This is a genomic window from Microbacterium sp. Cr-K20 (assembly GCF_000708325.1).
Classification (GTDB): Bacteria; Actinomycetota; Actinomycetes; order Actinomycetales; family Microbacteriaceae; genus Microbacterium.
Window position 1 is genome coordinate 50,329 of sequence record NZ_JARE01000004.1, and the last position, 19,051, is coordinate 69,379.

The following is a 19,051-nucleotide window of genomic DNA, read 5'->3' on the forward strand; positions in this document are numbered from 1 at the left end:
GGGTTCCCAGGTCACCTACAACTTCACATTCCCTCTCTACTAAACTGAGAACCTAACCCGTAGAGAACCGGTCGCAAACCAGTGCCCGGTCACCTTTACAACGACGTCCTGAGGAGGACCCAGTGGCTAAGGCCAAGTTCGAGCGGACCAAGCCGCACGTCAACATCGGAACGATCGGTCACGTCGACCACGGCAAGACCACGCTCTCCGCAGCGATCTCGAAGGTGCTTGCTGACAAGTTCCCGTCCGACACCAACGTGCAGCGTGACTTCGCTTCCATCGACTCGGCGCCGGAAGAGCGCCAGCGTGGAATCACCATCAACATCTCGCACATCGAGTACGAGACCCCCAAGCGCCACTACGCTCACGTCGACGCTCCCGGCCACGCCGACTACGTCAAGAACATGATCACCGGTGCTGCTCAGATGGACGGCGCGATCCTCGTGGTCGCCGCCACCGACGGCCCGATGGCTCAGACGCGTGAGCACGTGCTGCTCGCCAAGCAGGTCGGCGTGCCGTACCTGCTGGTCGCGCTGAACAAGTCGGACATGGTCGACGACGAGGAGATCCTGGAGCTCGTCGAGCTCGAGGTCCGCGAGCTGCTCGCAGCCCAGGGCTTCGACGAGGACGCTCCTGTCGTCCGCGTCTCGGCTCTCAAGGCTCTCGAGGGCGACGAGAAGTGGACCCAGGCGATCCTGGACCTCATGCAGGCTGTCGACGACAGCGTTCCGGACCCGGAGCGTGACCGTGACAAGCCGTTCCTGATGCCCGTCGAGGACGTCTTCACGATCACCGGTCGTGGAACCGTCGTCACGGGTCGCGCCGAGCGTGGCACGCTGGCCATCAACTCCGAGGTCGAGATCGTCGGACTCCGTCCGACCGTCAAGACCACGGTCACGGGTATCGAGATGTTCCACAAGCAGCTCGACGAGGCCTGGGCCGGCGAGAACTGTGGTCTCCTGCTCCGTGGCACGAAGCGTGAGGACGTCGAGCGCGGTCAGGTCATCGTCAAGCCGGGTTCGGTCACGCCGCACACCGACTTCGAGGGCACCGCGTACATCCTGTCCAAGGACGAGGGTGGGCGTCACAACCCCTTCTACACGAACTACCGCCCGCAGTTCTACTTCCGCACCACCGACGTCACCGGCGTCATCTCGCTGCCCGAGGGCACCGAGATGGTCATGCCCGGCGACACCACCGACATGACGGTCGAGCTGATCCAGCCGATCGCCATGGAGGAGGGCCTCGGCTTCGCCATCCGTGAGGGTGGACGCACCGTGGGCGCCGGTACGGTCACGAAGATCGTCAAGTAAGCATCTGCTTCCTCGCAGAGGGGTCGGACCTTCGGGTCCGGCCCCTCTGTGCTTTGTATCGTGTCGGGAGTTTCCTCTCCGCGCCAAGACGTGCACAATGATCTCGTCGGCCTCTCCGTCGACGCACACCTGAGAAGGGGATTCACATGGGTATCGATGACGCGGTGAACAAGGGCAAGGACCTCTACGAGCAGAACAAGGACAAGATCGCCGAGGCCGTCAAGAGCGACCAGGCCGAGGACATCAGTGACAAGGTCCTCGATGGCGTCGCGGACTTCGCGAAGAAGATCGCCCCGGGTGCAGCAGACAAGATCGACGAGATCCGGGACAGCGCGGACAAGGCCGTCGGCAACGAGTAGCAGCCCCGCACTCTTCGAGCGGCGATCCACCACCTGGTGGATCGCCGCTTTCGTATGCAGAGGCACGCCCCCGTTCGATCTAGTGGTCGTCAGATGTGGCGGATTCGCAGATGTATCGAGTAGGATCGTCTCGACCGCCTGGGGATCTTGCGGTCGGGGAAGCCGAAGGGGTTCGGTTTCCCGAAGCACGCGGTCTTTCCGCGTTGAAACTGGGGATAAGCGATCTTGGGGATCATCGTGCGACGCGCGCACTCTGTGCGCCTGAGCGTCATCCTGCCTGCGCGGCGGGTCTTCCGCCGCGCCCTCGAACGAGGAGTTCGGCGTCCCTTCACGCCGGGCTACTCGCGTTCGGTGTGCCCCCTCGCACTGAACGCCCTCCCCAAGCGGGGCGAGGCATGGGGATGCCTCGCCCCGCTATCTCCTTCCTTCTGAGCCGGATTTCGTCGTCGGCCACCGCCTCGCTGAGAGGCGCGACACGCCCGGGTTTGCAGAAGTGAAATCAGCCGTGGCAGAATAGACAGGTTCGATATTCCGTCGCCGCTGTGCGTGCGCCGGATCACTGCCAGGGCAGTGCATAGACGGCGGTTCCTCATGGGGGCTGCAGGGTTCTAGGCCGCGGGTAGCAGAACAGACACCCCGACACCCTTCTCACCGAAGGGTTCGCCGTGCGCGGCGGAGGTCGGGCATCCGGTCGCCTCGCGGCGTCCGGCTGACAGAAGAACAGTGGTGCAGCAGATCGACTCGTGAGAGCCGTTCTCGTGCCGAGGCGCGAACAGCGCCGACGTGCGTCCAATGCCCCAGGGCCACCCGGTCCCGGACGGTATGACGCCTAAAGAGAGAGAGCAGACAATGGCGGGACAGAAGATCCGCATTCGCCTGAAGTCGTATGACCACGAGGTCATCGACACGTCCGCACGCAAGATCGTCGACACCGTGACCCGTGCGGGTGCGACCGTCGTCGGACCCGTGCCCCTTCCGACCGAGAAGAACGTCGTGTGCGTCATCCGGTCGCCGCACAAGTACAAGGACAGCCGCGAGCACTTCGAGATGCGCACCCACAAGCGTCTGATCGACATCGTCGACCCGACGCCCAAGGCCGTCGACTCGCTGATGCGTCTCGACCTGCCTGCCGATGTCAACATCGAGATCAAGCTCTGAGGTCGGACATGGTTGACATCAACTCCAAGATTTCCAAGGGCATGCTGGGCACGAAGCTCGGCATGACACAGGTCTGGAACGAGAGTGGCAAGCTCGTTCCCGTCACCGTCATCGAGCTCGCCTCGAACGTGGTCACGCAGATCCGTACGCCCGAGAAGGACGGCTACAACGCCGTACAGATCGCGTACGGTCAGATCGACCCGCGCAAGGTGAACAAGCCCCTCACGGCCCACTTCGAGGCAGCCGGCGTCACGCCGCGTCGTCACGTCACCGAGATCCGCACCGCGGACGCCGGCGACTACAGCCTGGGCCAGGAGCTCACGGTCGACGGCACCTTCGAAGCCGGCCAGCTCGTCGACGTCGTCGGCACGAGCAAGGGCAAGGGCTTCGCCGGTGTCATGAAGCGTCACAACTTCAAGGGCGTCTCGGCTTCGCACGGTTCGCACCGCAACCACCGCAAGCCCGGCTCCATCGGCGCATCGTCGACCCCGAGCCGCGTCTTCAAGGGCATGCGCATGGCCGGCCGTATGGGTGGCGAGCGTGTGACCGTCCTCAACCTCACGGTGCACGCCATCGACATCGAGAAGGGTCTGCTGCTCGTCAAGGGCGCTGTCCCCGGTGCTCGTGGCCGCATCGTCTATGTCCGCAACGCAGTGAAGGGTGCCTGAACATGGCTGACTCCACTCTCGCGCTCGACGTCCTCAAGGCAGACGGCAAGAAGGCAGGCTCCATCGAGCTTCCCGCCGCGCTGTTCGACGCCAAGACGAACATCCCGCTCATCCACCAGGTCGTCGTCGCGCAGCTCGCGGCGGCTCGCCAGGGCACGCACTCGACCAAGCGTCGTGGCGAGGTCTCCGGTGCCGGCCGCAAGCCCTTCAAGCAGAAGGGCACGGGTAACGCCCGTCAGGGTTCCATCCGCGCGCCGCACATGACCGGTGGTGGCATCGTCCACGGGCCGAAGCCGCGTGACTACTCGCAGCGCACGCCCAAGAAGATGATCGCGGCCGCCCTGCTGGGCGCGCTCAGCGACCGCTTCCGTGGCGACCGCATCCACGCCATCGAGTCCTTCGGGATCGACGGCACGCCCTCGACGAAGACCGCGGTGAACTTCCTCACCAACGTCGTCTCGTCGAAGAACGTGCTCGTCGTGATCGAGCGCAACGACGACGTGACGCTGAAGAGCATCCGCAACCTGTCGAACCTGCACGTGCTGACGTTCGACCAGCTCAACGCATACGACGTGCTCGTCTCCGACGACATCGTCTTCACCCAGGCCGCGCTCGAGGGCTTCATCGCCTCCAAGTCCGGCGCCAACCAGGAGGTCTCCGCATGAGCGAGCAGGCATCTGTTCTCCAGACGGCCCTGAACAAGGACCCGCGCGACATCATCCTGAAGCCGGTCGTGTCCGAGAAGAGCTACGGGCTCATCGATGAAGGAAAGTACACCTTCCTCGTCGACCCGCGCGCTTCGAAGACCGAGATCAAGCTCGCCATCGAGAAGATCTTCGGCGTCAAGGTCGCAGGGGTCAACACCCTCAACCGCGTCGGCAAGGCTCGTCGCACCCGCTTCGGCACCGGCAAGCGCAAGGACACCAAGCGCGCCATCGTCACCCTGAAGTCGGGCACCATCGACATCTTCACGGCAATCGGCTGACCCGGGGGATAAGGACAATAATGGCTATTCGCAAGTACAAGCCCACGACCCCGGGCCGTCGCGGCTCGTCGGTGGCTGACTTCGCCGAGATCACTCGATCGACGCCGGAGAAGTCGCTGCTGCGCCCGCTCTCGAAGACCGGTGGTCGCAACAACCAGGGCCGCATCACGACCCGTCACATCGGTGGTGGCCACAAGCGCCAGTACCGCGTCATCGACTTCCGTCGTAACGACAAGGACGGCGTCAACGCCAAGGTCGCTCACATCGAGTACGACCCCAACCGCACCGCGCGCATCGCGCTGCTGCACTACTTCGACGGTGAGAAGCGCTACATCCTCGCTCCGGCGAAGCTGAAGCAGGGCGACATCGTCGAGTCGGGTGCCGGGGCTGACATCAAGCCGGGCAACAACCTCCCGCTGAAGAACATCCCCACGGGTACCGTCATCCACGCGATCGAGCTCCGCCCCGGTGGCGGCGCGAAGATGGCACGTTCGGCCGGTGCATCCGTCCGTCTCGTCGCCAAGGACGGCCCCTACGCCCAGCTGCGTCTCCCCTCGGGCGAGATCCGCAACGTCGATGCGCGCTGCCGCGCGACCATCGGCGAGGTCGGCAACGCCGAGCAGTCGAACATCAACTGGGGCAAGGCCGGTCGCATGCGCTGGAAGGGCGTCCGCCCGACCGTGCGTGGTGTCGCGATGAACCCGGTGGACCACCCGCACGGTGGTGGTGAGGGTAAGACCTCTGGTGGTCGTCACCCCGTCTCCCCGTGGGGCCAGGCTGAGGGTCGTACCCGTCATGCCAACAAGGAAAGCGACAAGTACATCGTGCGTCGTCGTAACGCCGGCAAGAAGCGTAAGTAGGAGTAAGAGAAGATGCCTCGCAGTCTTAAGAAGGGCCCCTTCGTCGACGATCACCTGCTTCGCAAGGTGGTCGTGCAGAACGAAGCCGGCACCAAGAACGTCATCAAGACCTGGTCCCGTCGGTCCATGATCATCCCGGCCATGCTGGGTCACACGATCGCGGTCCACGACGGACGCAAGCACATCCCTGTGTTCGTGTCCGAGACCATGGTCGGTCACAAGCTGGGCGAGTTCGCGCCCACCCGCACCTTCCGCGGCCACGAGAAGGACGACAAGAAGGGGCGGCGCCGCTAATGGTCGAATCGATCGCACGCGTGCGACACATCCGCGTGACCCCTCAGAAGGCTCGTCGTGTCGTCGCGCTCATCAAGGGCAAGCAGGCCCAGGAGGCTCTGGCGATCCTGAAGTTCGCACAGCAGAGCGCCAGCGAGCCGATCTACAAGCTTGTCGCGTCGGCCATGGCCAACGCGCAGGTCAAGGCAGATCGCGACGGCGAGTTCCTCGACGAGAAGGACCTGTACGTGGCCAACGCGTACGTCGACGAGGGCACCACGCTCAAGCGTTTCCAGCCCCGTGCACAGGGTCGCGCTTTCCAGATCAAGAAGCGCACGAGCCACATCACGGTCGTGCTCTCGACGCCTGAGGCAGCTCCGGCCGCCGCGGGCGACAGCAACAAGAAGGCGAGCAAGTAATGGGACAGAAGGTAAACCCGTACGGCTTCCGTCTCGGCATCACGACGGACCACGTCTCGCGTTGGTTCTCTGACTCGACGAAGCCGGGTCAGCGTTACGCCGACTACGTCGCCGAGGACATCAAGATCCGCAACCTGCTCAAGACGCAGCTCGACCGCGCCGGTGTCTCGAACATCGAGATCGAGCGCACCCGTGACCGCGTCCGCGTCGACATCCACACCGCCCGTCCGGGCATCGTGATCGGTCGTCGTGGCGCCGAGGCCGAGCGCATCCGCGGCGACCTCGAGAAGCTCTCGGGCAAGCAGATCCAGCTGAACATCCTCGAGGTCAAGAACCCCGAGGCCGACGCTCAGCTCGTCGCACAGGGCATCGCCGAGCAGCTCTCTGCTCGCGTGGCGTTCCGTCGTGCGATGCGCAAGGGTCTGCAGGGCGCTCAGCGCGCCGGCGCCAAGGGCATCCGCATCCAGGTCTCCGGCCGCCTCGGCGGCGCCGAGATGAGCCGCTCGGAGTTCTACCGCGAAGGTCGTGTGCCGCTGCACACGCTGCGCGCGAACATCGACTACGGCTTCTACGAGGCGAAGACCACCTTCGGCCGCATCGGCGTGAAGGTCTGGATCTACAAGGGCGACCTGACCGCCAAGGAGCTCGCTCGCGAGCAGGCCAACGCACCCAAGGCTCGTCGTGACGACCGTGGTGGCGACCGCCGCCGTGCCCCGCGCAACGAGGCACCTGTCGCAGAAGGAGCGTCGGCATAATGCTCATCCCCCGTAAGGTCAAGTTCCGCAAGCAGCACCACCCGGGTCGCTCGGGCCAGGCAACCGGCGGCACGAAGGTCTCCTTCGGCGAGTACGGCATCCAGGCTCTGACCCCCGCTTACGTGACGAACCGTCAGATCGAGTCCGCTCGTATCGCGATGACCCGTCACATCAAGCGTGGTGGAAAGGTGTGGATCAACATCTACCCCGACCGTCCGCTCACGAAGAAGCCTGCCGAGACCCGCATGGGTTCCGGTAAGGGTTCTCCCGAGTGGTGGGTCGCCAACGTCAAGCCGGGCCGTGTCCTCTTCGAGGTCGCGGGTGTCGACGAGGAGCTCGCTCGCGAAGCTCTGACCCGTGCAATTCACAAGCTGCCGCTCAAGGCACGCATCATCAAGCGCGAGGAGGGCGACGCGTAATGGCGATCGGCACCAAGGAGCTCGCCCCGGCAGAGCTCGATACATTCGAAGACCAGCGCCTCGTTGAGGAGCTGCGCAAGGCCAAGGAGGAGCTGTTCAACCTCCGTTTCCAGTCGGCCACCGGCCAGCTGGAGAGCCACGGCCGCATCCGCGCCGTCAAGCGCGACATCGCGCGCCTCTACACCGTGATCCGCGAACGTGAGCTGGGCATCCGTGCGACGCCCGCTCCGGTCGAGGCTCCGGCCAAGAAGGCGACCAAGTCGAAGGCGAAGAAGGCGGACTCCGCCGACGACGCCGTGAAGGAAGAGGCTGAGTGATGGCCACCAAGAAGGAAGCGACTGTGGAGACGCAGGCCGCAGGACACGAGTCGTCCGAGCACGACGTCCGCGACTCCGCTGCCCGCGGTTACCGCAAGGCACGTCGCGGCTACGTCGTCAGCGACAAGATGGACAAGACCATCGTGGTCGAGGTCGAGGACCGCGTGAAGCACCCGCTTTACGGCAAGGTCATCCGCCGCACCTCGAAGGTCAAGGCGCACGATGAGGCGAACTCCGCCGGCATCGGCGACCTGGTCCTGATCAACGAGACCCGCCCGCTGAGCGCCACGAAGCGCTGGCGTCTGGTGGAGATTCTGGAGAAGGCCAAGTGATTCAGCAGGAATCCCGACTCAAGGTCGCCGACAACACCGGCGCCAAGGAGCTCCTCACGATTCGTGTCCTCGGTGGCTCGAAGCGTCGTTACGCCGGTCTCGGCGACACCATCGTCGCGACCGTCAAGGACGCGATCCCCGGTGGCAACGTGAAGAAGGGCGACGTCGTCAAGGCGGTCATCGTCCGCACCAAGAAGGAGGTCCGTCGTCCGGACGGCTCCTACATCAAGTTCGACGAGAACGCCGCAGTGATCCTGAAGAACGACGGGGAGCCCCGCGGCACCCGTATCTTCGGGCCGGTCGGTCGTGAGCTTCGTGACAAGAAGTTCATGAAGATCGTCTCGCTGGCGCCGGAGGTCATCTAATCATGGCGAAGATCAAGAAGGGTGACCTGGTTCAGGTCATCACCGGTGCCACGCAGGAGCGTGGCGGCGACCGTGGCAAGCAGGGCAAGGTCCTCGACGTCCTCGGTGACAAGAACCGCGTGATCGTCGAAGGCGTGAACTACGTCACCAAGCACACCCGCGTCGGACAGACGCAGCGTGGCACCAAGACCGGAGGCATCGAGACCGTCGAAGCCTCCATCCACATCTCGAACGTCGCACTCGTCGACCCTTCGACCAAGAAGCCGACCAAGGTCGGCCACCGGGTCGAGGAGCAGACCAAGGACGGCGTCAAGCGCACCGTCCGCGTGCGGTACGCGAAGAAGAGCGGTAAGGACCTCTGATGAGCACCGACACTGCCGCGCCGGCTGGCAAGATCCAGCCGCGCCTGAAGCAGAAGTACAACAGCGAGATCAAGAAGGCTCTGCAGGACGAGTTCGGTTACGCGAACGTCATGCAGATCCCCGGACTGGTCAAGGTCGTCGTGAACACCGGTGTCGGCGAGGCAGCTCGCGACAGCAAGGTGATCGATGGCGCGGTCGACGACCTCACCAAGATCACCGGCCAGAAGCCGATCGTCACGAAGGCCCGTAAGTCCATCGCGCAGTTCAAGCTGCGTGAGGGCCAGGCCATCGGCGCGCACGTCACCCTCCGCGGTGACCGCGCGTGGGAGTTCGTGGACCGTCTCGTCTCGCTGGCCCTGCCCCGTATCCGCGACTTCCGCGGTCTCTCGGGCAAGCAGTTCGACGGCAACGGCAACTACACCTTCGGTCTCCAGGAGCAGAGCGTGTTCCACGAGATCGATCAGGACAAGATCGACCGGGTTCGCGGTTTCGACATCACCGTCGTCACCACCGCGAAGACGGATGACGAGGGACGGGCACTGCTCCGTCACCTCGGCTTCCCGTTCCGCTCGGAAGACGCACAGGCGTGACCCTTCGACAGGCTCAGGGACCCATGGGTTGCTGAGCCTGTCGAAGTACTCGCCGACATGCACCTACAATTGAAGATTGCGTGTCATCGCAGGCCGTCTGTCGTGTAACGGCAGCCGGAACCTCATGAACAAAGGAAAACAACAATGACAATGACAGACCCGGTCGCAGATCTGCTGACCCGTCTGCGTAACGCGAACTCGGCGCACCACGATTCCGTGACCCTGCCGTCGAGCAAGCTCAAGACGAACATCGCTCAGATCCTCCAGCAGGAGGGCTACATCGCCGGCTGGGAGACCTCTGACGCTCGCGTCGGACAGAACCTCACGCTGACGCTGAAGTACGGCCCCAACCGTGAGCGCTCGATCGCTGGTATCAAGCGCGTCTCGAAGCCCGGCCTCCGCGTCTACGCGAAGTCCACCGAGCTCCCCACGGTCCTCGGCGGCCTCGGCGTGGCCATCCTGTCCACCTCCTCCGGTCTCCTCACCGACCGTCAGGCTGAGCAGAAGGGCGTGGGCGGAGAAGTTCTCGCCTACGTGTGGTAATTCGAAATGTCGCGTATTGGACGACTTCCCATCGACGTTCCCGCGGGCGTGACCGTTTCGGTCGCAGGCCGCGTGGTCTCGGTGAAGGGCCCCAAGGGTGAGCTCACCCTCACGGTGGCCAACCCCATCGAGGTCGCGGTCGAGGAGAACCAGGTTCTGGTCTCCCGTCCCGACGACGAGCGCGAGTCTCGGTCGCTTCACGGCCTGACCCGCACGCTCATCAACAACAACATCATCGGCGTGACCCAGGGCTACACCAAGGGTCTCGAGGTCGTCGGCACCGGTTACCGCGTGCAGCAGAAGGGGAGCTCGGTCGAGTTCGCCCTCGGCTTCTCGCACCCGGTCCTGATCGACCCGCCCGCCGGCATCACGCTCACGGTCGAGGGCACCACCAAGCTCACCGTCAGCGGGATCGACAAGCAGGCTGTCGGCGAGGCAGCTGCCAACATCCGCAAGATCCGCAAGCCCGAGCCGTACAAGGGCAAGGGTGTGCGCTACGCCGGCGAGAACGTGCGTCGCAAGGCCGGAAAGAGTGGTAAGTAACCATGGCTCTCAAGTCAAAGTCTGACGCCCGCGCGCGTCGTCACGCCCGCCTTCGCAAGAAGGTCGTCGGCACCGAGGTGCGTCCGCGCCTCGTCGTCAACCGCTCGGCCCGCCACGTCTTCGTGCAGCTGGTCGACGACAGCAAGGGTCACACCGTCGCGTCGGCTTCGACGCTCGAGACCGACCTGCGTTCGCTCGAGGGTGACAAGACCGCCAAGGCCCGCAAGGTCGGCGAGCTCCTCGCCGAGCGTGCGAAGGCTGCCGGCGTTTCCGAGGCAGTGTTCGACCGTGGCGGCAACCGCTACGCCGGTCGTGTCGCCGCCATCGCCGACGGCGCCCGCGAAGGGGGTCTGGCACTGTGAGTGACAACAAGGAGAACGAAGTGACCGAAGCGGCAGCTGCCACTTCCGAGACGGCTGCGGGCACCACGCAGGCAGAGCCGGCTCGCGATCAGCGTGATGGCCGCCGCGGTGGCCGCGGTGACCGCAACCAGGGTGGCCGCGACCGCAACTCGCGCGACCGTGGTGACAACCAGTTCCTGGAGCGCGTCGTCACGATCAACCGTGTCTCGAAGGTCGTGAAGGGTGGTCGTCGCTTCAGCTTCACCGCCCTCGTGGTCGTCGGTGACGGCAACGGTCTGGTCGGCGTCGGCTACGGCAAGGCCCGAGAGGTCCCCCTGGCGATCTCGAAGGGTGTCGAAGAGGCCAAGCGCAACTTCTTCCGCGTTCCGCGCGTCGGCAGCACCATCCCGCACCCCGTGCAGGGTGAGGCCGCCGCAGGTGTGGTCCTGCTCCGTCCGGCCGCTGCCGGTACCGGTGTCATCGCCGGTGGTCCGGTCCGCGCCGTGCTCGAGTGCGCCGGTATCCACGACGTGCTGTCGAAGTCGCTCGGCTCGTCGAACACGATCAACATCGTGCACGCGACGGTCACGGCCCTGAAGCAGCTCGAGGAGCCTCGTGCGGTCGCCGCGCGTCGTGGCCTCGAGTTCGACCAGGTCGCCCCTGCCCGCCTCGTGCGTGCAGAGGCCGAGGCCATCGCCGCACAGAAGGTAGGTGCCTGATGGCCGCGCGACTGAAGGTCACGCAGATCAAGTCCAAGGTGAGCGAGAAGCAGAACCAGCGTGACACGCTGCGCAGCCTCGGTCTCAAGCGGATCGGTGACACCACCGTCCGCCCCGACGACGCGCAGACGCGCGGTTACGTCAAGACCGTCGCACACCTCGTCAAGGTTGAGGAGATCGACTAATGGCTGAGAAGAACGAGGCCGTCGAGGCTGAGAAGGCCCCGAAGAAGGCTGCAGCTCCCAAGGCTGCCGCTGAGAAGAAGCCCGCCGCGAAGAAGGCTCCGGCCAAGACCGCTGCGTCCGCCGCCAAGGCTGACGCTCCGGCCAAGAAGCCGGCCGCCAAGAAGGCTGCGCCTGCGAAGGATGCTCCGGCATCCCGCCCCGGCGTCCTGAAGGTGCACCACCTGCGTCCGGTCCCCGGATCCAACACCGCCAAGACTCGCGTCGGCCGTGGTGAGGGCTCCAAGGGTAAGACCGCCGGTCGTGGTACCAAGGGCACCAAGGCGCGCAACACCGTTCGCGTCGGCTTCGAGGGTGGGCAGATGCCGCTGCACATGCGCACCCCGAAGCTGCGCGGGTTCAAGAACCCGTTCCGCGTCGAGTACCAGGTCGTGAACCTGGAGAAGCTCGCGGAGCTGTACCCCAAGGGTGGCGATGTCACCATCGGCGACCTGGTCGCCAAGGGTGCCGTTCGCAAGAACGAGAAGGTCAAGGTTCTCGGAAACGGCGACATCGCCGTGAAGCTCACCGTTTCGGTCGACAAGGTCTCGGGTTCTGCCGAGCAGAAGATCGTCGCGGCGGGCGGATCCGTCAAGTAACCGCAAGATGAGAGGGGCCGGAGATTCTCCGGCCCCTCTCGTCGTTTCACACTCCGAGACCTCGCTCTGGGGCCGCATCCGGCGGGCCTGGTATCGGTGACGAATTCCGGGAACCCCGGATTGCGTTACCCTGGTCTTTCAGCCGTCCTTCGGGAATCGGCAACTTTTCAGGAGGAACGTCCTTGTTTAGCGCCATCGCGCGGATCTTCCGCACCCCGGACCTGCGTCGGAAGATCGGTTTCACCCTCGCCATCATCGCGATCTACCGTCTCGGCTCCAACGTCCCTGCGCCGTTCGTGAACTTCCCGAACGTCGAGGAGTGCCTCGCGGCGAACGCGGGCACCGACGGCCTGCTCGGACTGGTCAACCTCTTCTCCGGCGGCGCGCTGCTGCAGCTGTCGATCTTCGCGCTCGGCGTCATGCCGTACATCACGGCGACGATCATCACCCAGCTCCTTCGCGTGGTGATCCCGCACTTCGAGGCGCTGCACAAGGAAGGACAGGCCGGTCAGGCCCGTCTGACCCAGTACACCCGGTACCTCACCATCGCGCTCGCGCTCCTCCAGTCGACGACGCTCGTGACGGTGGCGCGAAGCGGCCAGCTGTTCGGATCCACCGATCTCGCCGCCTGCCAGCAGCTGCTGACCAATGACGTGTGGTGGGCGCAGCTGCTCATCATCATGACCATGACGGCCGGTACCGGTCTCATCATGTGGTTCGCCGAGCTGGTCACCGAGCGCGGCATCGGCAACGGCATGTCGCTGCTCATCTTCACCTCCATCGCCGCGACGTTCCCCGGTGCCATGGGCCTCATCTGGCAGACCAAGGGCTTCGAGGTCTTCCTCCTCGTGCTGCTGGTGGGAATCATCGTCATGGGGCTCGTCGTCTTCGTCGAGCAATCCCAGCGACGGATCCCCGTGCAGTACGCCAAGCGCATGGTCGGTCGCCGCACGTACGGCGGCACCAACACGTACATCCCGATCAAGGTGAACATGGCGGGTGTGATCCCCGTGATCTTCGCGTCGTCGCTGCTGTACATCCCGGCTCTCATCGCGCAGTTCAACACTCCGCAGGACGGATCCACGCCGCCCGAGTGGGTCAGCTGGATCACCGCGAACTTCACCACGGGCAACAGCCCGGTGTACATGGCCGCCTACTTCCTGCTGATCATCGGCTTTACCTACTTCTACGTGGCGATCACGTTCAACCCGGTCGAGGTCGCGGACAACATGAAGAAGTACGGCGGGTTCATCCCCGGCATCCGTGCGGGTCGCCCGACCGCCGAGTACCTCGACTACGTGCTCACCCGCATCACGCTCCCGGGCTCGCTGTACCTCGGTCTGATCGCGCTCATCCCGCTGATCGCACTGGCCACGGTCGGCGCGAACCAGAACTTCCCGTTCGGCGGCGCCTCGATCCTCATCATCGTGGGTGTGGGTCTCGAGACGGTCAAGCAGATCGACGCTCAGCTGCAGCAGCGACACTATGAAGGGCTCCTCCGATGACAGCATCCGCACGTCTTCTCATCGTCGGCCCGCAGGGCTCCGGCAAGGGCACGCAGGGCGTGCGCATCGCCGAGTCCTACGGCATCCCGGTCGTCTCGACCGGTGACATCTTCCGCGCGAACATCAAGGAGGGGACGCCGCTGGGCCAGCAGGTCACGGCGATCCTCGACAAGGGTGACCTCGTTCCGGACGAGCTGACGAGCGAGATCGTGCGCGACCGGCTGTCGCAGGACGATGCAGCCCACGGGTTCCTGCTCGACGGGTACCCGCGCAACACTGCGCAGGTCGCCCACCTGGAGTCGTTCCTCGCGGGGCGGGGGGAGTCGCTCGACGCGGTCATCCTCCTCGACGTGCCGCGCGAGGAGAGCCTGGAGCGTCTGACGCTCCGCGCCACCGAGCAGGGCCGTTCGGATGACACCCCGGAGGCCATCGGCCACCGTCTCGACATCTACGAGCGGGAGACCGCTCCGATCATCGAGGTGTACGGTGCCAAGGGCATCGTCGACCGCATCGACGGTACCGGCGCTCTCGACGACGTCACCGAGCGGATCACGGCGGCTCTGGCCGCCCGCGGCCTGCGCCTCGCGGCCTCCGCCTCCTGAGATGTTCCGCCGGTCGATCTACAAGACCCCGGCTCAGCTGCGAGCGATGGTCGAGCCGGGGCTCATCACGGCCGCAGCGCTGGATGCCGTCCGCCCGCTGATCAAGGCCGGCGTGACGACCCTCGAGCTGGACGCGATGGCCAACCGCACGATCCTGGCCCGCGGCGCGGAGTCGAACTTCCAGCTGGTGCGCGGCTACCATCACACGACGTGCATCTCGGTGAACGAGCAGGTCGTGCACGGGATCCCGGGTGAGCGCGTGCTGCAGCCCGGCGACATCGTCTCGGTCGACTGCGGCGCGCAGTTCAAGGGCTGGAACGGCGACAGCGCGATCACGGTCGTGGTTCCCGACCCGGAGCGGCCGGAACTGGTCGCGCAGCGCGAAGAGCTCTCCCGAGTGACCGAGGGATCCATGTGGGCGGGGATCGCCGCGATGGCATCCGTCTCGTCGATCGATGAGATCGGCGCGGCCATCCAGGACTACATCGAGGCTCAGGGCCCATCGGCGGTGTCGGGAGAGTCGTACGGCATCCTCCGCGAGTACGTCGGGCACGGCATCGGCCGCAAGATGCACGAAGCCCCCAGCGTCTTCAACTACCGCACGCCGGACCGTGGCGAAGAGGTCAAACCCGGTCTCGTGCTCGCGATCGAGCCGATGGTCACCGCGGGTGGGGATTCGACGTTCATCGAGGATGATGACTGGACCGTCACGACGGTCGACGGCACGGACGGCTCCCATTGGGAACATAGCGTCGCCCTGCATGATGGGGGTATCTGGGTGCTGACTGCGCCCGATGGCGGAAGAGCCCGACTCGCTCCATTCGGAGTCGAGCCTCGAGAGATCGGAAAGTAATGGCAGCGGCGAAGAGCAACACCAACTGGTTCGCGATCGGCGTCTCCATCGCCGTGGTCGTGGTGCTGGTGGCGATCGGTGGACTCGTGGTGTTCCTCAACAACCAGGCCACCTCGCCCGGCGCGGCACCGAAGGCCAACGACACGTTCAACTCAGAGACCGGTGCGATCTCGTTCGGTGACGGCGAGGACACTGTCGCGGTCTTCGTCGACTTCCAGTGCCCGATCTGCGCCAGCTTCGAAGAGCAGTACGGCGAGCAGCTGGAAGCCGCTGCCGCCGACGGTCGCATCACCCTCGAGTACCACCCCATCGCGATTCTGGACCGCTACTCGCAGGGCACCGAGTACTCGTCTCGCTCCGCCGGCGCGGCCTTCTGCGTTGCGGAGTCGAACCCGGATCTCTACCTCGACTACTCCAAGACGCTGTTCGACAACCAGCCGGCGGAGAACTCCGCGGGTCTCACCACGGATCAGCTCGCCGACTTCGCATCGCAGGTCGGCGCTGACGATGCGGTCTCGTGCATCACTGACGAGACCTATCGCAAGTTCGGAGCGGCGCAGGCGAAGGCTCATGAAATCGGCGGCACGCCGACCATCGAGGTCAACGGCAAGCGCCTCGACCTGCAGGCCGGCGAGATCACCGAGATGGAGAAGCTGATCGGTTGATCCGACAGCTGTCCGCCACGGGCGGTCAAGTTGCCGGATGACTCCGGAGCGTCTAACATAGATCTTTGGTGCTTTGTGCCTTGATTCGGCGTGTCCGTCGGCGCAGCACCACAAACCCAATCACCCACCGCAGATCGACCGATCTGCAGAAGCGTCAGCGAGGCTATGGCTAAGAAAGACGGTGTCATCGAGATCGAGGGCGTGATCTCCGAGGCTCTGCCCAACGCGATGTTCCGCGTTGAGCTCAGCAACGGACACAAGGTCCTTGCAACGATCTCCGGCAAGATGCGGCAGAACTACATCCGTATCATCCCCGAGGACCGTGTGGTCGTGGAGCTCAGCCCCTACGACCTGACCCGCGGCCGTATCGTCTACCGCTACCGCTGATCGGTCGAGAAGTAACGGCCTGCCCCTGCCTGGGGCGGTACGAAGACAGCGAACAGGAAACATCATGAAGGTCAACCCCAGCGTCAAGCCCATCTGCGATCACTGCAAGGTGATCCGCCGTCACGGCCGCGTCATGGTGATCTGCAAGAGCAACCCGCGTCACAAGCAGCGCCAGGGCTGAGTCCCCGGCGGGCCCGCCGATCCGCTCGACGGGCCCGAGCTGCGCGGCATCGCTCACGCACATCTCATAACTGAAAACACAACGGCAGGATCAGAACCCGCGGAAGCGGGGGACACCTCGGGGCGGAGGCCCGGGCACCGATCCTGTTCCACACCTCCACAACACCCAGGAGAACCGCATGGCACGTCTTGCCGGCGTTGACATCCCGCGCGACAAGCGCGTGGTGATCGCCCTTACCTACATCTACGGCGTCGGCCGTACCCGCTCGGTCGAGATCCTCAAGGCGACGGAGATCGACGAGAGCATCCGCGTGAAGGACCTCAGCGACGACCAGCTGATCGCCCTCCGCGACCACATCGAAGGCAACTACAAGGTGGAGGGTGACCTGCGCCGCGAGGTTGCAGCAGACATCCGCCGCAAGGTCGAGATCGGCTCCTACGAGGGCATCCGCCACCGTCGTGGTCTCCCGGTCCGTGGTCAGCGCACCAAGACCAACGCCCGTACCCGCAAGGGCCCGAAGCGCACCGTCGCAGGCAAGAAGAAGGCCCGCTAAGCGCGGCCCCAGGGACTAGGAGAACACTTTCATGGCTGCACCCAAGGCCGCCGCGCGCAAGCCGCGCCGCAAGGAAAAGAAGAACATCGCGCTGGGCCAGGCCCACATCAAGTCGACGTTCAACAACACGATCGTCTCGATCACCGACCCGTCCGGCGCTGTCATCGCCTGGGCATCGTCGGGTGGCGTGGGCTTCAAGGGCTCCCGCAAGTCGACCCCGTACGCCGCCGGTATGGCTGCCGAGTCCGCAGCCCGCCAGGCCGCGGAGCACGGCGTCAAGAAGGTCGACGTCCTCGTGAAGGGTCCGGGCTCCGGCCGCGAGACCGCGATCCGCTCGCTGCAGGCCGCAGGCCTCGAGGTGGGTTCGATCCAGGACGTCACCCCCCAGGCGCACAACGGCTGCCGTCCGCCGAAGCGTCGCCGCGTCTGATACGCGCCTCGAGCCGCTCGGCCCATTCGTGGTCCGAGCGGCTCGACGCCCGCGTACGGGCATCGACTTCCACAACTCAAAACCTCACCCCACCACATGTCATATAGCGGGCATGTGATCGAAAGGAACACAGAGTGCTTATTGCACAGCGTCCCACACTGACCGAGGAAAAGATCGTCGAGAACCGTAGCCGGTTCATCATCGAGCCTCTGGAGCCCGGCTTCGGTTACACGATCGGCAACGCGCTGCGCCGCAGCCTGCTGTCGTCGATCCCCGGTGCTGCTGTCACCAGCGTTCGCATCGACGGCGTGCTGCACGAGTTCAGCACCATCCCCGGCGTGAAGGAGGATGTCACCGAGATCATCCTCAACATCAAGCAGCTGGTCGTCTCCTCGGAGCGCGACGAGCCCATCACGGCGTACCTGCGCAAGACCGGTTCGGGCGAGGTCACCGCCGCCGACATCTCGGCTCCGGCCGGTGTCGAGGTGCAGAACCCCGAGCTCGTCATCGCGACGCTGAACGAGACCGCGAAGTTCGAGCTCGAGCTCACGATCGAGCGTGGCCGTGGCTACGTCTCGGCGACGCAGAACCGCAACGAGTACGCCGAGGCCGGTCAGATCCCGATCGACTCGATCTACTCGCCGGTCCTCAAGGTGAGCTACCGCGTCGAGGCGACTCGTGCCGGTGAGCGTACCGACTTCGACAAGCTCGTCCTCGACGTCGAGACGAAGTCGGCGATCAGCCCCCGCGACGCCGTCGCGTCGGCTGCGAAGACGCTCACCGAGCTGTTCGGTCTCGCCCGCGAGCTGAACGTCGAGGCCGAGGGCATCGAGATCGGCCCGGCGCCGGTGGAGGCTGTGAACTCCAGCGAGCTGTCGATGCCGATCGAAGACCTCGACCTGTCGGTCCGCTCGTACAACTGCCTGAAGCGTGAGGGCATCAACACTGTTTCGGAGCTCGTCGCCCTGTCGGAGACGCAGCTCATGAACATCCGCAATTTCGGCCAGAAGTCGGTCGACGAGGTGCGCGACAAGCTCATCTCGCTCGGTCTGTCGCTCAAGGATTCGGTGCCCGGTTTCGACGGCGCCCACTTCTACGGCGGCAGCGAAGACGAGTCCTTCTGAAACCCGACCTTTCTGACCAGGAGTTAGACGATTATGCCCAAGCCCACTAAGGGTCCCCGCCTCGGAGGCGGCCCCGCACACGAGCGCCTGATGCTTGCCAACCTCGCGGCGGCGCTCTACACCCACAAGTCGATCAAGACGACCGAGACCAAGGCCAAGCGCCTTCGTCCGCTCGCCGAGCGTCTGATCACCTTCGCCAAGCGTGGCGACCTGCACGCGCGTCGTCGCGTGCTGTCGGTCATCGGTGACAAGGAAGTCGTGCACATCCTGTTCTCCGAGATCGCACCGCTCGTCGCCGAGCGCGAGGGTGGCTACACCCGCATCACGAAGGTCGGCAACCGCAAGGGCGACAACGCTCCGATGGCCGTGATCGAGCTCGTTCTCGAGCCCGTCACCCCGAAGGCGAAGTCGACCAAGAAGGCTGCTGCTGCGCCGAAGGCCGAGAAGGCCGAGAAGGCGGAGAAGCCCGCCGAGGTCGTCGAGGAGACCCCCGCTGAGGAGGCTCCCGCCGAGGACGCAGCCGAGGCCGGCGCCGAGTCGCAGGCCGAAGGCGAAGCAGCCGAGGCTGCCGCTGAGGACGCTGTCGAGAAGAAGTCCGAGTAAGCACTTC

At 65.0% G+C, this 19,051-nt stretch carries 32 protein-coding genes; all 32 read left to right on the forward strand.

Going from position 1 to position 19,051, the window contains the following annotated elements:
- The first annotated feature begins 122 nt into the window (after positions 1–122).
- The 32 genes from tuf to rplQ all read left to right on the forward strand — a co-directional run bounded on the left by tuf (position 123) and on the right by rplQ (position 19,044).
- Positions 123–1,313 (forward strand): elongation factor Tu, encoded by a 1,191-nt coding sequence (gene tuf / locus GZ67_RS0100645; RefSeq protein WP_028502475.1) that lies wholly within the window; start codon positions 123–125, stop codon positions 1,311–1,313.
- Positions 1,314–1,459: 146 nt separating this feature from the next.
- Positions 1,460–1,672 carry a hypothetical protein gene (locus GZ67_RS0100650; RefSeq protein WP_029260920.1) on the forward strand — a complete coding sequence of 71 codons (213 nt, stop codon included), beginning with the start codon at positions 1,460–1,462 and terminating at the stop codon, positions 1,670–1,672.
- An 849-nt stretch (positions 1,673–2,521) separates the two neighbouring features.
- Positions 2,522–2,830 carry a 30S ribosomal protein S10 gene (gene rpsJ, locus GZ67_RS0100655; RefSeq protein WP_017201594.1) on the forward strand — a complete coding sequence of 103 codons (309 nt, stop codon included), beginning with the start codon at positions 2,522–2,524 and terminating at the stop codon, positions 2,828–2,830.
- 8 nt (positions 2,831–2,838) lie between these two features.
- Positions 2,839–3,498, forward strand: a complete 660-nt coding sequence (gene rplC, locus GZ67_RS0100660; RefSeq protein WP_029260921.1) for a 50S ribosomal protein L3 — start codon at positions 2,839–2,841, stop codon at positions 3,496–3,498.
- A 2-nt stretch (positions 3,499–3,500) separates the two neighbouring features.
- Entirely contained in the window at positions 3,501–4,163 is a 663-nt protein-coding gene (rplD, locus tag GZ67_RS0100665) for a 50S ribosomal protein L4 (protein WP_021201122.1), read from the forward strand.
- Positions 4,160–4,483, forward strand: coding sequence for a 50S ribosomal protein L23 (gene rplW / locus GZ67_RS0100670; RefSeq protein ID WP_017829206.1), 324 nt, complete (start codon positions 4,160–4,162; stop codon positions 4,481–4,483). The genes rplD and rplW overlap by 4 nt, the downstream gene beginning before the upstream one ends.
- Positions 4,484–4,503: 20 nt before the next feature.
- Positions 4,504–5,343 (forward strand): 50S ribosomal protein L2, encoded by an 840-nt coding sequence (gene rplB, locus GZ67_RS0100675; protein ID WP_017201590.1) that lies wholly within the window; start codon positions 4,504–4,506, stop codon positions 5,341–5,343.
- A gap of 12 nt (positions 5,344–5,355) precedes the next feature.
- Positions 5,356–5,637: a 30S ribosomal protein S19 gene (rpsS, locus tag GZ67_RS0100680; RefSeq protein ID WP_017829205.1), complete on the forward strand. Its 282-nt coding sequence runs from the start codon at positions 5,356–5,358 to the stop codon at positions 5,635–5,637.
- The gene (rplV, locus tag GZ67_RS0100685) at positions 5,637–6,035 is read left to right on the forward strand and encodes a 50S ribosomal protein L22 (RefSeq protein WP_017829204.1); all 399 of its coding nucleotides are present in this window, start codon (positions 5,637–5,639) and stop codon (positions 6,033–6,035) included. The genes rpsS and rplV overlap by 1 nt, the downstream gene beginning before the upstream one ends.
- A complete protein-coding gene (gene rpsC / locus GZ67_RS0100690) occupies positions 6,035–6,790 on the forward strand; it encodes a 30S ribosomal protein S3 (protein WP_017201587.1) in 756 nt (251 codons plus the stop codon). The genes rplV and rpsC overlap by 1 nt, the downstream gene beginning before the upstream one ends.
- Entirely contained in the window at positions 6,790–7,209 is a 420-nt protein-coding gene (gene rplP / locus GZ67_RS0100695) for a 50S ribosomal protein L16 (protein ID WP_017829203.1), read from the forward strand. Before rpsC ends, rplP begins: the two co-directional genes overlap by 1 nt.
- Entirely contained in the window at positions 7,209–7,526 is a 318-nt protein-coding gene (rpmC, locus tag GZ67_RS21105; RefSeq protein ID WP_017829202.1) for a 50S ribosomal protein L29, read from the forward strand. Before rplP ends, rpmC begins: the two co-directional genes overlap by 1 nt.
- Positions 7,526–7,858 carry a 30S ribosomal protein S17 gene (gene rpsQ / locus GZ67_RS21110; protein WP_021201120.1) on the forward strand — a complete coding sequence of 111 codons (333 nt, stop codon included), beginning with the start codon at positions 7,526–7,528 and terminating at the stop codon, positions 7,856–7,858. Before rpmC ends, rpsQ begins: the two co-directional genes overlap by 1 nt.
- Entirely contained in the window at positions 7,855–8,223 is a 369-nt protein-coding gene (gene rplN, locus GZ67_RS0100710) for a 50S ribosomal protein L14 (protein ID WP_017201583.1), read from the forward strand. The genes rpsQ and rplN overlap by 4 nt, the downstream gene beginning before the upstream one ends.
- Positions 8,224–8,225: 2 nt before the next feature.
- Positions 8,226–8,585, forward strand: coding sequence for a 50S ribosomal protein L24 (gene rplX / locus GZ67_RS0100715; RefSeq protein ID WP_029260922.1), 360 nt, complete (start codon positions 8,226–8,228; stop codon positions 8,583–8,585).
- Positions 8,585–9,175, forward strand: coding sequence for a 50S ribosomal protein L5 (gene rplE / locus GZ67_RS0100720; RefSeq protein ID WP_029260923.1), 591 nt, complete (start codon positions 8,585–8,587; stop codon positions 9,173–9,175). The genes rplX and rplE overlap by 1 nt, the downstream gene beginning before the upstream one ends.
- Before the next feature lie 144 nt (positions 9,176–9,319).
- A complete protein-coding gene (gene rpsH / locus GZ67_RS0100725; RefSeq protein ID WP_029260924.1) occupies positions 9,320–9,718 on the forward strand; it encodes a 30S ribosomal protein S8 in 399 nt (132 codons plus the stop codon).
- 6 nt (positions 9,719–9,724) lie between these two features.
- Entirely contained in the window at positions 9,725–10,261 is a 537-nt protein-coding gene (gene rplF / locus GZ67_RS0100730; protein ID WP_029260925.1) for a 50S ribosomal protein L6, read from the forward strand.
- Between the two features lie 2 nt (positions 10,262–10,263).
- Complete coding sequence (gene rplR / locus GZ67_RS0100735; protein ID WP_029260926.1) at positions 10,264–10,623, forward strand: 50S ribosomal protein L18; 360 nt, start codon at positions 10,264–10,266, stop codon at positions 10,621–10,623.
- A complete protein-coding gene (gene rpsE / locus GZ67_RS0100740; RefSeq protein ID WP_029260927.1) occupies positions 10,620–11,321 on the forward strand; it encodes a 30S ribosomal protein S5 in 702 nt (233 codons plus the stop codon). Before rplR ends, rpsE begins: the two co-directional genes overlap by 4 nt.
- Complete coding sequence (rpmD, locus tag GZ67_RS0100745) at positions 11,321–11,506, forward strand: 50S ribosomal protein L30 (RefSeq protein WP_017201575.1); 186 nt, start codon at positions 11,321–11,323, stop codon at positions 11,504–11,506. Before rpsE ends, rpmD begins: the two co-directional genes overlap by 1 nt.
- Positions 11,506–12,141: a 50S ribosomal protein L15 gene (gene rplO, locus GZ67_RS19495; RefSeq protein WP_036302867.1), complete on the forward strand. Its 636-nt coding sequence runs from the start codon at positions 11,506–11,508 to the stop codon at positions 12,139–12,141. The genes rpmD and rplO overlap by 1 nt, the downstream gene beginning before the upstream one ends.
- A gap of 182 nt (positions 12,142–12,323) precedes the next feature.
- Positions 12,324–13,646 (forward strand): preprotein translocase subunit SecY, encoded by a 1,323-nt coding sequence (secY, locus tag GZ67_RS0100755; RefSeq protein WP_029260928.1) that lies wholly within the window; start codon positions 12,324–12,326, stop codon positions 13,644–13,646.
- On the forward strand, positions 13,643–14,248 hold the full coding sequence (locus GZ67_RS0100760; protein ID WP_029260929.1) for an adenylate kinase: 606 nt from the start codon (positions 13,643–13,645) through the stop codon (positions 14,246–14,248). Before secY ends, GZ67_RS0100760 begins: the two co-directional genes overlap by 4 nt.
- 1 nt (position 14,249) lies before the next feature.
- Entirely contained in the window at positions 14,250–15,101 is an 852-nt protein-coding gene (gene map, locus GZ67_RS0100765; protein WP_029260930.1) for a type I methionyl aminopeptidase, read from the forward strand.
- A complete protein-coding gene (locus tag GZ67_RS0100770; protein ID WP_029260931.1) occupies positions 15,101–15,766 on the forward strand; it encodes a DsbA family protein in 666 nt (221 codons plus the stop codon). The genes map and GZ67_RS0100770 overlap by 1 nt, the downstream gene beginning before the upstream one ends.
- 165 nt (positions 15,767–15,931) lie before the next feature.
- Complete coding sequence (gene infA, locus GZ67_RS0100775) at positions 15,932–16,153, forward strand: translation initiation factor IF-1 (RefSeq protein WP_017201569.1); 222 nt, start codon at positions 15,932–15,934, stop codon at positions 16,151–16,153.
- Between the two features lie 64 nt (positions 16,154–16,217).
- Positions 16,218–16,334: a 50S ribosomal protein L36 gene (gene rpmJ, locus GZ67_RS0100780; protein WP_005050492.1), complete on the forward strand. Its 117-nt coding sequence runs from the start codon at positions 16,218–16,220 to the stop codon at positions 16,332–16,334.
- A gap of 178 nt (positions 16,335–16,512) precedes the next feature.
- Positions 16,513–16,887, forward strand: coding sequence for a 30S ribosomal protein S13 (gene rpsM, locus GZ67_RS0100785; RefSeq protein ID WP_017829190.1), 375 nt, complete (start codon positions 16,513–16,515; stop codon positions 16,885–16,887).
- 31 nt (positions 16,888–16,918) lie between these two features.
- Positions 16,919–17,317, forward strand: coding sequence for a 30S ribosomal protein S11 (rpsK, locus tag GZ67_RS0100790; RefSeq protein ID WP_017829189.1), 399 nt, complete (start codon positions 16,919–16,921; stop codon positions 17,315–17,317).
- A gap of 134 nt (positions 17,318–17,451) precedes the next feature.
- On the forward strand, positions 17,452–18,441 hold the full coding sequence (locus tag GZ67_RS0100795) for a DNA-directed RNA polymerase subunit alpha (RefSeq protein WP_029260932.1): 990 nt from the start codon (positions 17,452–17,454) through the stop codon (positions 18,439–18,441).
- A 33-nt stretch (positions 18,442–18,474) separates the two neighbouring features.
- Positions 18,475–19,044 carry a 50S ribosomal protein L17 gene (gene rplQ, locus GZ67_RS0100800; protein WP_029260933.1) on the forward strand — a complete coding sequence of 190 codons (570 nt, stop codon included), beginning with the start codon at positions 18,475–18,477 and terminating at the stop codon, positions 19,042–19,044.
- Positions 19,045–19,051 lie beyond the last annotated feature (7 nt).